This is a genomic window from Heyndrickxia oleronia (genome assembly GCF_017809215.1).
GTDB classification, from domain to species: domain Bacteria; phylum Bacillota; class Bacilli; order Bacillales; family Bacillaceae_C; genus Heyndrickxia; species Heyndrickxia oleronia.
In genome coordinates, this window is the sequence record NZ_CP065424.1 from 1120359 (window position 1) to 1134669 (window position 14311).

The 14311-nt window shown below is 36.7% G+C and carries 10 protein-coding genes; 5 read left to right on the plus strand and 5 right to left on the minus strand.

What is annotated here, in order from left to right; translation table 11 throughout:
* Positions 1-28: 28 nt before the first annotated feature.
* The 5 genes from I5818_RS26415 to I5818_RS05570 all read right to left on the minus strand — a co-directional run bounded on the left by I5818_RS26415 (position 29) and on the right by I5818_RS05570 (position 4973).
* On the minus strand, positions 29-193 hold the full coding sequence (locus tag I5818_RS26415; RefSeq protein WP_139358111.1) for a phosphotransferase-like protein: 165 nt from the start codon (positions 191-193) through the stop codon (positions 29-31).
* Between the two features lie 851 nt (positions 194-1044).
* The gene (locus tag I5818_RS05555; RefSeq protein ID WP_071975074.1) at positions 1045-2151 is read right to left on the minus strand and encodes a hypothetical protein; all 1107 of its coding nucleotides are present in this window, start codon (positions 2149-2151) and stop codon (positions 1045-1047) included.
* Positions 2126-2677, minus strand: coding sequence for an RNA polymerase sigma factor SigX (sigX, locus tag I5818_RS05560; protein WP_071975073.1), 552 nt, complete (start codon positions 2675-2677; stop codon positions 2126-2128). The genes I5818_RS05555 and sigX overlap by 26 nt, the downstream gene beginning before the upstream one ends.
* A gap of 174 nt (positions 2678-2851) precedes the next feature.
* Complete coding sequence (locus I5818_RS05565) at positions 2852-4111, minus strand: glycosyl hydrolase family 18 protein (RefSeq protein ID WP_078109814.1); 1260 nt, start codon at positions 4109-4111, stop codon at positions 2852-2854.
* Between the two features lie 316 nt (positions 4112-4427).
* Positions 4428-4973 carry a DL-endopeptidase inhibitor IseA gene (locus I5818_RS05570; RefSeq protein WP_209391867.1) on the minus strand — a complete coding sequence of 182 codons (546 nt, stop codon included), beginning with the start codon at positions 4971-4973 and terminating at the stop codon, positions 4428-4430.
* Positions 4974-5383: 410 nt separating this feature from the next.
* On the opposite strand from I5818_RS05570, the gene I5818_RS05575 reads away from it, so the two are divergent.
* The 5 genes from I5818_RS05575 to I5818_RS05595 all read left to right on the plus strand — a co-directional run bounded on the left by I5818_RS05575 (position 5384) and on the right by I5818_RS05595 (position 14130).
* Positions 5384-7360 (plus strand): methyl-accepting chemotaxis protein, encoded by a 1977-nt coding sequence (locus I5818_RS05575; RefSeq protein ID WP_078110893.1) that lies wholly within the window; start codon positions 5384-5386, stop codon positions 7358-7360.
* Positions 7361-7718: 358 nt separating this feature from the next.
* Entirely contained in the window at positions 7719-9554 is a 1836-nt protein-coding gene (gene glmS, locus I5818_RS05580; RefSeq protein WP_078110894.1) for a glutamine--fructose-6-phosphate transaminase (isomerizing), read from the plus strand.
* Between the two features lie 1630 nt (positions 9555-11184).
* A complete protein-coding gene (locus tag I5818_RS05585) occupies positions 11185-12483 on the plus strand; it encodes a phytoene desaturase family protein (RefSeq protein WP_078111049.1) in 1299 nt (432 codons plus the stop codon).
* Positions 12484-12487: 4 nt separating this feature from the next.
* Positions 12488-13357: an RNA polymerase sigma-70 factor gene (locus I5818_RS05590; RefSeq protein ID WP_078111050.1), complete on the plus strand. Its 870-nt coding sequence runs from the start codon at positions 12488-12490 to the stop codon at positions 13355-13357.
* Between the two features lie 584 nt (positions 13358-13941).
* Complete coding sequence (locus I5818_RS05595; protein ID WP_071975067.1) at positions 13942-14130, plus strand: DUF4177 domain-containing protein; 189 nt, start codon at positions 13942-13944, stop codon at positions 14128-14130.
* Positions 14131-14311: the final 181 nt, after the last annotated feature.

Below are 14311 nucleotides of genomic sequence, written 5' to 3' on the forward strand. Positions count from 1 at the left end.
ATGGGGCTGTCTGAAACAGCCCCATTCTTTATATGTTCTGTTCCAGACAGATCCTAATAATCAGATCGTTGGAAGATTTTATTGAGTTTTTGTATGTATCAATTTGGATATCGTATACCTCTTTTTGCTGATGTACAAATTCTAATTGTTTTTTAGCCTGTCCAATTAAACGGTCTCCACTTAATTTGTCCATCAATTCAAGCTCATATAGAGGGTTAGTGGACACCTACAAACAAACTGGAAAATTTTTTAAACTATCAAAGCAATTTCTGAATGCATCTCATCATGTAATATGTGGTCGATCACAAGATTAATCCCTTTATTTGAAAAGATGGCAATGATCTCATGGAAAAAATACTCTGTTGGAACAGGTTTAAGTAAAGTTTGAATCAATAAGCGGAATGTATGAATACCGTGAAGGATGAGAGGACATTACCTAGGCGCGGTAACGAAAGAGAGTGATTGATTACCTTGAAGGAGAAAATTGCGCGAGCACGGTAATGAAAGAGAGCGATTGATTACCTTGAAGGAGGAAAATGGGCGAGCACGGTAACGAAAAGGAGCGATTGATTACCTTGAAGGAGAAAATTGCGCGAGCACGGTAACGAAAGAGAATGTTTGATTACCGTGAAGGAGGAAATTAGGCGTGCAAGGTAACGAAAATGAGTGATTGATTATCTTGGAGAAGGAAATCACCTGTGCACGGTAACAAAAAGAAGTGTTTGATTACCGCGAAGGAAGAAAATAACGATACATATAGCTAGTCCCCTTTCATTTCAATGAGAAAAGATCTAGAAGCTTATAAGAATCGCTGAATCTTTTACAAAAGCAACAAATTAGAGGAAACAGCCTTTCAATAATCGAAATCATCAACGCTCAAATGAAAATAGTTCGGGAGCAATTAGTTTTTTTGATAAAGTCGTTTTACCAGAACTGAATATTATTTTCCTTTTTTTATTTTGTTTTTCCCTAATTTATATTTTTCTGGTTAGCATAATATTTTACTAAGTAAAAAACCGCACTTATCGTGCAGTTTTGTAGAATTTATTCTAATACTACCGGGTTGGGAGCGACGGGAACAGTAATGGCTGTATGAAATGGTATAGGACCAATTTGTTCAATAGATGAGTCTTCTGCACCAGAAAATGTTACCGTTTTGTAACCAAATTCGCGTGCAGTAAGCAGAAGGCTATCTAACATTAGGGTAGTGGCTTCATTATTTTGTAAACCTGAATCATTCGTAAATGTTATCTTTACATGTTCTTTGTTTTTGTCACCTTCAATTTTCTCAATATCTACTCCATCTGGAATCGGTGGATGTAGGGGCTTGTGCCATTTGAAATTTTCACTCTCCATATATTTGACTGCTTCTGACAAAGTGTCATACCTCTCCTTTGTTGGTGTAAGAAAGGTAGGATGATCCTCATCATTCATATATTCAATAAACGCATGGTTTCCAGCTTCCTCAACAGGGAAAATGGCTTCGGACTTTCCGTCTGATAATAATTCAATCTCATGATAATTTTGCCAGCGAAAAGTCTCTTTTATTGACTCAAAAAAGGTATTGTCATCTAAAGAGGTAGTATGTGATTTTATATCAATAATGAGCTTGTCATCTTTCGTATAAAGTTTCTTTACATTGTCAAGATCAATTGGAAGGAGCCCCCATTGATCAAATGGCATTTTACTTATTTTATTATTGTAATTGCGCAAAGAAGGAAGCTCTTTTTCGTCTGTAATCATACTAATAGGAATAATAATTTTTTTATCGTTTGGATCAGTAAGACTGAAAGTGAGATAGTTTTCCTCGGGTTGTACAGCATAGCGTTGATTCGTTTCAGAAAAAATATTTGGTATATCATTTGCTTGAAGTGTGTTCAAGCCCATATCCATCGATTCCTGCTTGCTATCTTTTTTGGAGGAATTCATCGGTTTATGATTATATAAGGAAGAACTAACAATAAAAACAACTACTAGGACACCGAAAGATGCAGCAGCAGGAAACAACCAGAACGGTCGCTTTCTTTTCACTAATTTAGGAGAAATGGCTTCATATATTTCCTGCGGTTGCCTATGGTCTTTTACGACCGGAAATTTCTTGAGTAATTCTTCTATATTATACGTATTATCTTTCCAATCGTATTTTTCCACAGTTTGCATCTCCTTTCTTTAATTCGGCTTCCATTAAAAGTTTTAATGCTTTCAATGCCCGATGTTGTGTAGTTTTTACTTTTCCTTCGGTCCATCCGAGCACTTCAGCTGTTTCCGCAATGGTTAAGCATTGAATATATCTTAATATTAATACCATTCTCTGATCAATCTTACATTTATCTAAGCAGCGATACATTAATTGGATAGATTCATTTTGAAGGGCAATATCTTCTGGAAGAGGAGATAGATCACTTATTTGGTTAGTTTCCATGTCAAATGTATCTGCTAGCCGATGTTTCCATCTTTTTTGCTTACGAAAAAAATCAATGGCTACATGTTTAGCGATAGAGAAAACCCACGTTTTTTCACTGCTTCGATTTTCAAATTGATGATACGATTTTAATACGCGAATATATACTTCTTGTACCAAGTCCTCAGTTTGTTCGCGATTTTTTACCATATAAAATAAAAACTGAAATAAGTTTTGATGATATTTTTCATAAAACTCATAAAACCGATTCTCCATCTCCATACCCCCCTAAATATATTTGTCGTAATAGAAACTGGAAAGGTTACAGAAATTAATAAAATTTAATTTAAATGTAATACAAGGAATATTTTTAATTTGAAGGAAAATCAGAGATATAAAGGTTCATAGAAAAAGCTATCCCTAAGCGGATAGCTAGTAATTTATGAAAATTTAGGACTTTTTTATATGGAAAAAGTTTGTAAGGATCCAAGGCCCTTCTGGAAAACCGAGAGTGAGTTGCCAGACACCGGCACCTTCAATTTTGAACTCCCGAATCAGTAGGCTCTTTACGCTCATGCTTCGCGCATCCTCAAACCATACGACGTGCTGGATACCTTGATCATCAACATATTGAAAATACGGGGATTGATCTTTTTCGGAATAGTTAATAGGAACCTGATAATTCATAGCCAATTGGACAGCATTCTGATTTGATATACCCGGATAGATGGTTCCTTCAACATAGGGAAGTGTCCAATTATAGCCATATAGTGGAAGACCTAATAGGATCTTATTTCTTGGTATTCTATCGATCGCGAATTGCAATGTTTGTCTTACCTCATTGATTGGTGCAACGGGCCCAGGTTCACTTGCCCCGTGATGCCAATCATAGGCCATGATAAATATTAAGTCGACAACAGATCCGATCCCCCCGTAATCATAGCCCCGCAGCCAAGGGATATTATCATTTGTTTTTGGTGGAACAGCAACCGTCAACAGTTTCCCCTTTGGTTTTAAACGATCACGAAGTTCTCTTAAAAATCCAGTGAATAAATCTCTATCTGCTGCAAGAGTTTGCTCAAAATCGATATTCACACCAGCATATCCTTTATTAGTTACAATTTGATCAATATGGTTAACTAAATTATTTCTAGCAGAGGGCTGATTAAGCATTTGATGGGTTAGTTGAGCATTAAATCCAGATTCAGTTAAATTGGTAATCGTCATTAACGGCTTAACTCGGCGTGACCAAGCTGTACGTATAGCAGTAGCATCATTTATTGTATTTAAAGAACCATCAATAGAAAAATGGTATTCAAAGAAGGCGATATAGGTAGCATACGGTGCAAAATTATTGATGAGACTTTGATCCTGCTCTGGTGTTCTTAGTGTATAAAATCCTAATCCAGTTGCTTGATAATTAGAAATATTAGGAATGGTTAATCTCATCCCTGGCTGTAAACGATTCGGAGAAATGGTGGGATTCGTACGTATTAGAAGATTTACAGATAAATAGGCCATTTTTGCGATGGAATAGAAGCTATCACCGGGTTGAACAATATATGTATTAGTAGGAATCACTAAAGCTTGACCTGGAACGATATTTGTTTGGTTCAGCCCGTTTGCAAGACGAATCTGGTCAAATGGGACGGAATATTTTTGACTTATCTGATAGACAGAATCCCCAGGTTGAACCGTATAAATAAACATGTTAACACACTCCCTAAAATAGCTTATATATAATATTGTATGGCTGAGTGTTTGTCATCATTCGCTATCGATTATATAAGAATGCTGTTTTTATAGTTTGTTGCTTTTGTAAAAGCCCAAGTACCGGCTTTTACTTCCAATAAAGAATTCAACGGTCTTATGGAGTTTGCAGCTCTTTCCTCGGTGATGAAAGATGTAGCAATCTACAACCGAGAGTTAATAGTCAATACACTACTTCATTAGCGACAATGTTTAAGGAAAGGGCCTATAAGAATGAGGAAATTTGCCTTTTCCTCATTCTTCCCCATAAACTATTTTATTTTACTGCATCGATTGCATTGATCAGCCATTGATTTTTTACTTTTACAAAGGTCACTTTTTCTTTTGAATGCTCACCTGTCTCACCTAATGGAACAGAAAACTCGTATAGGCGAACATCTTTTTTGGTATAAATAAGTTTTCCCTTCGCTTTGTCCCAATCTAAAAGACTCCCCCCATCTGCATTAGGCTGTGCGAGCTTTCCTTTGTATTCGATAAAACGATATTTTTTAACCCCTTTTTCAATTGCATTCAATGTAAATACTTCATTAAGATAGGATACCAACTTCTTCTTTGTATTAAATTCAGTACAGAAATAGCGATAATCTGTTCCTTTGTAAATAAAGGTTTCTACCTTACAGTTTGTATTTTTATTGTTTAAGTTATGACCAATCATTGCACTCCAATAATGCGTACGTGCCTTTTTGGCAATCGACAATGCCTCCTTTGGCGTTAAATCTCCTGTAGCGGTTTTCGCGGAAGCTGTCATATTAATACTAAAGATCAATAACACCGCTATTAATACTGTGAACAGTTTTCTCATTCAATTTCCTCCTCTAAATTCAATTCAACTACTTCGACGTGTAGGAATTAAAAACGTTTCAAAGAAAAGGAGGGAGTAATTAGAATGGTTATATTGTTGATTTTTGTGTTAATAAATCGGTTGATATATTGATCAATTTTAACGTGAAATCAGTTTGATAAATATTGAGATCCTAAGAGCTATCGATTACAAAATTTGAAAAGACCCTAGCTTTTAAATAGAAATAACAAAGGAAACATTTGGCAATTTAGAAAACGTTAAAACTTTAAAAAAAATGTCGATAAAAAAATATGGGGTAAAACAGAATGTCTTAATATTTAAAAATTTCAAAATTGATCGGAGTGGTGAAAGAAAGAGAGAGGACACCATGATTCAAATGACATCTTTGAAATGAAAGAGGGAGTAACTTCATGAAGGAACAGAAAAAGTTTAAGCTAACGATTCGAAAAAAGCTTGTTATTACTTTTGTCATAATGCTTTTAGTTCCAACGATGATTGTTGGAACTGCAGCATACATAAACTCGAAAAATAGTATTGAAAAACTATTAATTAAATCTGCAAGAGAAAATGTAGATACACTCAACGCCCTTATTAGTGATACTATTACCCCATATTTAAGTGATGCAGAGTACTTGTCGAGCACGATTAACTTGAATGACTATCAAGGAATGGAAAGTCCAATTGTACGAAAGAAACTTGATGATTATATGAATTATCATCAAAATGTACAAGCAATATATGTTGGAACAGAAACAGGGCTAATGATTCAATCTCCTAATAAAAAAATGGCAGAGGACTATGATCCGAGACAAAGACCATGGTACCAGGAAGCCTTAAAAAAACCAAGTGAAACGATTATTACAGAGCCTTATGTATCAGCTACTAGTGGAGAAATGGTTGTTACAATAGCGAAAACAATAAATGATCGATCAGGAGTTATTGGAATCGATATATCTTTACAAGGTATGAATGATATTGTTAAAAAAATTAATATCGGCTCAAAAGGGTATGCGATGATTCTGGATAATAATAAACGATTTATTGCACACCCAGAGGAAAAAGGTGGATCTGAGGCAAAGCAATCATTCTATCAAAAATTATATGAAAAAAACACAGGGGAATTTGAATATAAGACCCAAGGTTATGAAAATATCATGATTTTTGGCACCAATAAGCTGACTGGATGGAAAATTGGTGGCGCCCTATTTAATACAGAAATAAATGAAACTTCACAGCCAATCATGATATTTACTGGAATCATTAATTTAATTGCGGTAGTCATTGGGGGGATTGCTGCCTTTTTTATCATTCGATCGATAACGAAACCACTTCTGCGATTAAAAGATGCTGCTAATCGAATGAGTGAGGGGGACTTAACCCAAAAGATTGAAATTCGAACTAGTGACGAAATCAATGATCTGGCTGAAGCATTCAACGACATGGCGGGGAATATTCGACATTTAGTCCAACAAATTGATGAAAGTGCCATCCAACTATCAGCTTCGTCCGAAGAATTAAATGCGAGCGCAGATGAAACAACCCGTGCAACAGAACAGGTAGCTGATGCAATCGAACAGGTATCCAAAGGTGCCGAAAACCAGACAACAGGAATCGAGAGCAATGCGAATGCAATGGACGAAATTGCACTTGGTATTCAGCGAGTAGCAGATAATACCGCACATGTTACGGATCTAACGCGGAATACAACTCAGCTTGCTGAAGAGGGTGAAGAATTTGTCAATCGAACTGTTGATCAAATGCAAGAGATATATGATTCGGTTGAACAATCAAATATGAAAATCACCTCTCTTACTGATCGTTCTAAAGAAATTGGGTCAATAATTGAAATGATTACGGGAATCGCGGATCAAACCAATCTACTGGCCTTAAATGCAGCGATTGAGGCAGCTCGTGCAGGTGAATCTGGCAAAGGGTTTGCCGTAGTCGCAGAGGAAATTAGAAAATTGGCTGAACAATCAAGGAAATCTGCATTACAAATTGCGCAATTAATTTCAGAAATCCAAAAGGAAACGGAAACCTCTGCATTGACCATGGAGGAAGCAACGAAAAAGGTTGAAACAGGTCTTTCTATTTCAAAAGAAACTATTGAGAAATTTTATGAAATCCTAAACGGAATGAAGGAAATTGCTCCACAAATGGAAGATGTAGCAGCCATCTCTCAGCAAATGACCGCTAGTGTTGAAGAGGTGAGCTCTGTAGCCAATGATCTAGCAGCGATTGCAAAAGAAAACTCTGCTGCAGCAGAAGAAATGGCATCTACAACAGAGGAAACCGTCGCATCCATGCAAGAAATTTCGTATTCAGCAAAGTCACTATCCAATCTTGCTGAGGATTTACAATTATTACTAAAGAAATTTAAAATCTAGTAGAAAAAAGGGATTGTCTAAAAAAATGGACAATCTCTTTTTTACTATAATAGAAATATAACTAGAGTAAGTTTTTCTCTATATAAGGGGCGCTAGGCTCTAAAAAAATGTCTATTCTATGGAAAATAGCAGGGGCTCACCCGAAATTCTTCTAATATACATAAAATAAAGCGATTTAACGAAACTTCCCCATCGTTCAAAAATAAATCCTTCTAATCTTCAATAATACCCACTTTTTCTCTGTATACGTAAGAATCACTCATCAAACATACAATTGTTACAATAAGCTCTTTTCGATACCCACCCCATAGAAATTCGTATATAATACTCATAACAAATTAATCGAGGTGATGGGGAAATGAGTGGAATTGTTGGATATATAGGAAAGTCTTCGGCTCATTCAATCATTTTAGATTGTCTAACCCATTTAGACTATCGTGGGTATGATTCAGCAGGACTGGCAATTTCAAATATAAAAACGATAGAAATTCGCAAGGAAAAAGGTCGGATAGAGGACTTGAAGGCACTTTTGGAAATTGAGCCAATCAATATAGGGAATATAGGAATCGGTCATACTAGATGGGCGTCTCATGGGATCCCTTCAGTTGCAAATGCTCATCCCCTTTGTGATGTAGAGGAGAAATATATTGTTGTTCACAACGGAATCATTGAAAATTATCGAGCGTTAAAAAATATGCTGATCCATGAGGGACATACATTTACAACCGAAACGGATACAGAAGTTATCCCTAATCTCCTTGCTCACTTTGATACTGGGGATTTTGCAGAAACAGTAAAAAAAGTAGTCCCCTTATTGAAAGGATCCTTTGCTCTGGCGATTATGTCAAAATCGCAACCAGATACGATTATTGCCATTTCACAGGAAAATCCATTAATTATCGGATATGGTGAAAATGAGGCATTTTTATCCTCTGATATTTCGGCGCTTTTATCTTATACGAAGGAAATTTATCCAATTAAAAATGGAGAAATAGCCATCCTTCATTCAACTGGAATTAATGTACAAACAGTTGATGGGAAAGAAGTGAAGCCTGATAAAATCATCGTAGAATGGGATAAAGATGATTTCAGCATGAAGGAATATGATCACTACATGCTAAAGGAGATTATTGAACAGCCAAAAGAGATTAAAAAAACTTTAGAGGGGCGTTTGACCGAAAACAGTGTCGAATTACCAGAACTTAATAAACTATTAACACAAGAGAATCTTCAATCCTTTAAAAAAATTGATATTGTTGCAAGTGGTACAGCTTATCACGCAGGAATTGTTGGGAAAAAAGTGATGGAAACGATGCTAAATCTACCTGTGGAAGTCTCCATTTCCTCCGAATTTCGCTACGAACACGGACCACTAAATGAACATAATCTCGTCATTGTCATTAGCCAATCAGGTGAAACAGCTGATACATTATCTGCTTTAAAAGAGGCAAAAGCGAATGGATGCCAAACGATTGCCATTACAAATCGTAAACGCAGTAATCTTGCAAGAAAGGCAGATTACACAATATGTACAAATGCCGGCCCGGAGCTAGCCGTTCCAGCAACTAAGGCATATACCACCCAAATAACCGTTTTATTGCTTCTAGCGATCGTTCTTACTGAAACGATAAATGGCCCAGGGATTGAACGTATTCCAGAAATGATCAAGGAATTGGAACAGCTCCCTGATGAAGTGGAAAAAACCTTGATCATGACTCAGGATGCGATCGATCAATTTGCACAAGTAACCGAGGATCAAGAAAGCCTATTTTTAATTGGGCGGGGCTTAGATTACGTTTTGGCATTAGAAGGAGCATTAAAACTTCAAGAGGTTGCATATTTACATGCAGATGCCTATGCATCTGGCGAAATGAAGCATGGAACGATGGCACTGATTACTCCTGGAGTTCCAGTTATCGCTCTATCTACACAAAAGCATCTGCGTGATAAAACTATAAGCAATATTCGCGAAATCAAGGCAAGAGATGCTTTTGTTATCGGCGTAACTACTGTTGGAGATGATGATATTAGTGAAATTGTCGATGAAGTGATGTATATTCCTGAAGTTCATCCATTCTTGATGCCGATTGTTGCAGCGATTCCATTGCAGTTATTAGCTTACTATGCAGGAACAGTTCGTGGTTTTGATGTGGACCGTCCGCGAAATTTAGCGAAGAGCTTAACTGTGGAATGATGGTGCAAATGCAAAATATGTATTCTAATTTGAAATAAAGTTGCGATTCTTATAAAAAGATGTTTAATACATTAACAGTATTTGTAAAATACTTACGATGGTATCCTTTTAGATTTGATGATCTAAAGGGATATTTTTTATACTTATATTTGAATGTAGGCAATAGAATGTTTTATAAATTTCCCGCGTTGATAACCATTCAAAACGTACATTTTCTGAGAGTTCATTAATCTTGTCCCAATTTAAATTGAATTTCATTTTCTTTTTGTTTGATAATCCCTTTCTCTGACTAGTCCTTTCGTATTCGATTTAGATGTCTTTTTGTAGTACCAATCAAGGAGGAAACATCCTCTAAAGAATTTGTTTTTTTATATTGATTTAAATGTGAAGGGGATTCAACTGTACATAAATAAGCAGCTAAACGTACCCTTGCAGGTGAGAGTGCATTTACTCTTGATGAAATGGTGCAAGTTCGAAGTTTATAGGCAAGATCCTGTAATAATAGTTGATTAAATTTATTATCAAATTTTAAAATGTGCTTTGTACTCTTCTAAAAGGACACATAATACTTCACAAGGCTCTATTGCAATAAAGTCTGATTCAACAGTTCCCGAGCCCGCGCAATATTCACATTCGCGGTAACCAATCGCACTTATTAGTTCCCGCGCCCGTGGAAAATCCTCCATCAAGGTAACCAAACGCACTCATTAGTTCCCGAGCCCGCGTAAAATCCTCCATCAAGGTAACCAAACGCTCACATTAGTTCCCGTGTCCGCGCAAATTTCACCTTCGCGGTAACCAAACGCTCCCTTAGATTACCGTGTCCGTGGAAATTCCTCCATCAAGGTAACCAATCGCACTCATTAGTTCCCGAGTCCGCGAAAAATCCTCCATCAAGGTAACCAAACGCTCTCATTAGTTCCCGTATCCGCGAAAAATCCTCCATCAAGGTAACCAAACGCACTCATTAGTTCCCGTGTCCGCGGAAATATCTCCATCAAGGTAACCAACCTCTCACTTAGATTACCGTGTCCGTGGAAAATCCTCCATCAAGGTAACCAATCGCACTCATTAGTTCCCGTGTCCGCGTAAAATCCTCCATCAAGGTAACCAATCGCACTCATTAGTTCCCGAACCCGCGTAAAATCCTCCATCAAGGTAACCAATCGCACTCATTAGTTCCCGTGTCCGCGGAAATATCTCCATCAAGGTAACCAATCGTACTCATTAGTTCCCGCGCCCGTGGAAATTCCTCCATCAAGGTAACCAATCGCACTCATTAGTTCCTTTACCCGCGTAAAATCCTCCATCAAGGTAATCAATCGCACTCATTAGTTCCCGTACCCGCGAAAAATCCTCCATCAAGGTAACCAATCGCTCTTAATAGTTCCCGAGCCCGCGCAATATTTACCTTCAAGGTAATCAACCCGTCCCTTAGGTTTTAGTTCTGTGCAAAAAACTATTGGGTTTGCTTGTTTTAGTTTAAGACGAGGGAATTATACGTGCTTGACCAATATCTTTTCATTATGAAATCTTAATCTTAATAAATTTTAAATATTACATTTTCGCTGTCACAAAATCCTTTCTTCAATCGTTTTGATTACAGAACGATTCTAGGAGGGATTTTTATATGTTTAAATATGATGTGGCAATAATTGGTGGGGGATTGGCTGGGTTGACAGCAGCAAATTTATTGGTGAGGGAAGGAAAAAAGGTCGTTGTTTTGGAAAAATCGAATCGTCTCGGTGGCAGGGCGATAACGAATGAAAAAAATGGAGTGCATTTGAATTTGGGGCCGCATGGACTGTATCTTTCAGGGGATGCTATGACAATTTTAACTGAACTTGGATTATCCATTCCGGGTGGTAATGCTTCAAAGTCTGTGCAAATTCATGGCATTCTCAATAAGTCAGTTCAAGTTATTCCAACAGATTTTTCATCGATTATGTCATCTTCCCTTTTATCATGGAAATCGAAGTTTGTGTTTGGCAAGTTCATGTTAAAGTTAATGAACTTAAATGTTGGTTCCATTCCAGAAGTTAGCCTTAAGGAGTGGGCTGATGTGGAAATAAGTGATCCAATGATAAGACATGTTTTTTATTCGATCTGCCGATTGACGACTTATACAAATGCACCGACCTTACAGCTTGCAAAGCCAGTATTGAAGCAAGTGCAACGTTCTTTGAAGGGCGGTGTTTTGTATGTTGATGGAGGTTGGGGAACGATTGTGGAGAAACTTAGGCAGCAGGCTATAACCTCAGGAGTTGACATCTTTTCGAATAAAAATGTCGTAAAGATTGAGCATCATGGTGACTATCAAAGCATACTTTGTTCTGATGGAACAGTACTTGATGTAGCGGATTGTATCGTTGCGGCTCCTCCGAAAGAAGCAGTGAAAATGATTAAAGATGCAGAACATACCTCGTTAGGACTATGGAATGAACAGGCGATTTCTATTACAGCAAGCTGTATTGATCTAGGATTGAAAAAATTACCTACTCCACAACATCAGTTTGCAATCGGTCTTGATCAATCATTATTTTTCACAAATCAATCACGAGCAGCAAAATTAAGTGATGATGGTACAGTCGTTGTAAGTCTAGCAAAATATCATAATCCTATAGAAGAAATCAACGTAAATGCAGATAAGCAACAATTAGAATCGGTAATGGATTTGCTTCATCCAGGATGGAGACAAGAGATCGTTGTGCAACAGTTTTTACCAAAACTAACGGTATCTTATAATTTCCCACATTCGAAACGAAAAGGGAACCCGGGTCCGAGTATACCAGAAATGAAAGGGATGTATATTGCAGGAGATTGGACCGGACATGAAGAAGTATTAGCTGATGCTGCAGTTGCAAGTGGGAAGCGTGCAGCGCAAGAAATTTTAAAAGCTAATGAAATGATAGTGATAAAGGAAGGGTAGCGTTTTGGAGACTGAACAATTGTATCAGACGTATAAACCTTTGTTATTTTCGATTGCTTACCGAATGACGGGGAGTGTTACGGATGCTGAGGATCTTGTACAGGAGGCATTCTTAACTTACAACAGTATAAGTAGCAAAAAGGTCATTGAAAACAAGAAAGCGTATCTATGTAGGATCGTGATGAATAGTTCTATAGACAAATTGCGTTCCGCCGCTAGTAAACGCGAGGTTTATGTTGGAGAGTGGCTGCCAGAACCATTGGTGGATGATGGAAATGACCCTTCCAATACTTATTTAATAAAGGAATCTATCTCGACAGCTTATCTCTTGCTTTTACAGCAGTTATCTGGGGATGAACGAGCTTTTTTCATATTACGAGAAGTTTTTCAGTATAGCTATGAAGAAATTGCAGCTATTATTGAAAAATCTTCTACTAATTGCCGGCAGATTTTCCATCGCGCGAAAAAAGGCATGGAAAATCGTCCGAAAGCTGCATCATTGGATTTTCAATCTATGAGGAGTAGGGTAGAACAATTTACAATGGCGTTTCAAGAAGGGAATATTCATAAAATGTTGGAGCTACTGAAGACAGATTCCGTATTTATTTCTGATGGTGGCGGTAAAGTAAAAGCTGCGATAAATCCAATTTATACATCAGAACGAATTGTCTTTTTGTTTACGAGCATTATGAAAAAGTTGCCTAAAAACTCGAAAATGGAATTCAAGGATGTGAATGGGTATCCAGGAGTAGTCGTATCAATCAACGATTATGTCGCCTATGTGATCTCAATAGAATTCCTTGGTGATAAGATTTCCCGTATCTATATGGTGGCAAATCCGGATAAATTGGCACACTTACAAAGTAATAAATAACGATCAATACTTTTCACTATCGAAAGCATACTAATTATATACTTCCGGGGTTTTTACCTTAGTAAGATGATTAACCTTCTGACGGAAAAAATGTCTTGCAGAATCTGAAGGAGAAAATCTGGATCAACGTATCGCAATCGCTCAGAGCAAAGGTGGATCAACCTTTGAAACGAATATATTAAGAGCCTACTTGGATCAATCTTTTTGAAAAGTAGGCTTTGTTTTTTTATGCTTATCAAGCAATAGTTTAAAAAGATAAAAAGTATTTACTTAAAAATTTACACCATTGATTGCAATGTTTTTAATAAAGGAAAATGAAATATCATTTATTGCTGTTTTTTCAGTTCTATTGATAACCCAAATTATTTAATATCATCCCGATTTAACCGATTAGGGCACATATATTATATTGTACTAGTGTAGCGAAACGAGACATATATTTAGCCATTGCTTCTGCAGGAAGGGATTAATCATTTCTTCTGAAGAAATTGTCCAGGATAGCTATGGATTAATCACCTTATTTTTGAAACCTTTCTTTGTATCTTTCGTAGAGAATAATAAATAAATTTTTAGGAGTGTTTTCCATGTATGAATATAAATTTGAAACTATACCTGTTGGGGCATTAAACGGAAAGCCAAAAAAAGACTATCAAGCAATCATCCACGAAAACGCTAGGGAAGGATGGAAGTTATTGCAAATTGTAACTCCCCCTTTTGGCGGTGCTGGACAAGCACTGACTATGGAATTGATTTTTGAGAAAAAGATCGATTAGTTTTAAGCAGACGCTTTGTCTGCTTTTTTGTTGAAGTTACTCTACTAACTTGAAGTGGAAGTTTAATAAGCTAATAACCGATAAAAATTTCACAATTTTTAAAATATATAGATTGACATTGCACTAGGTTTAACCTTTAACCTTAATATGTAAATACATTATAGGAGTTGATTGTTTGTAT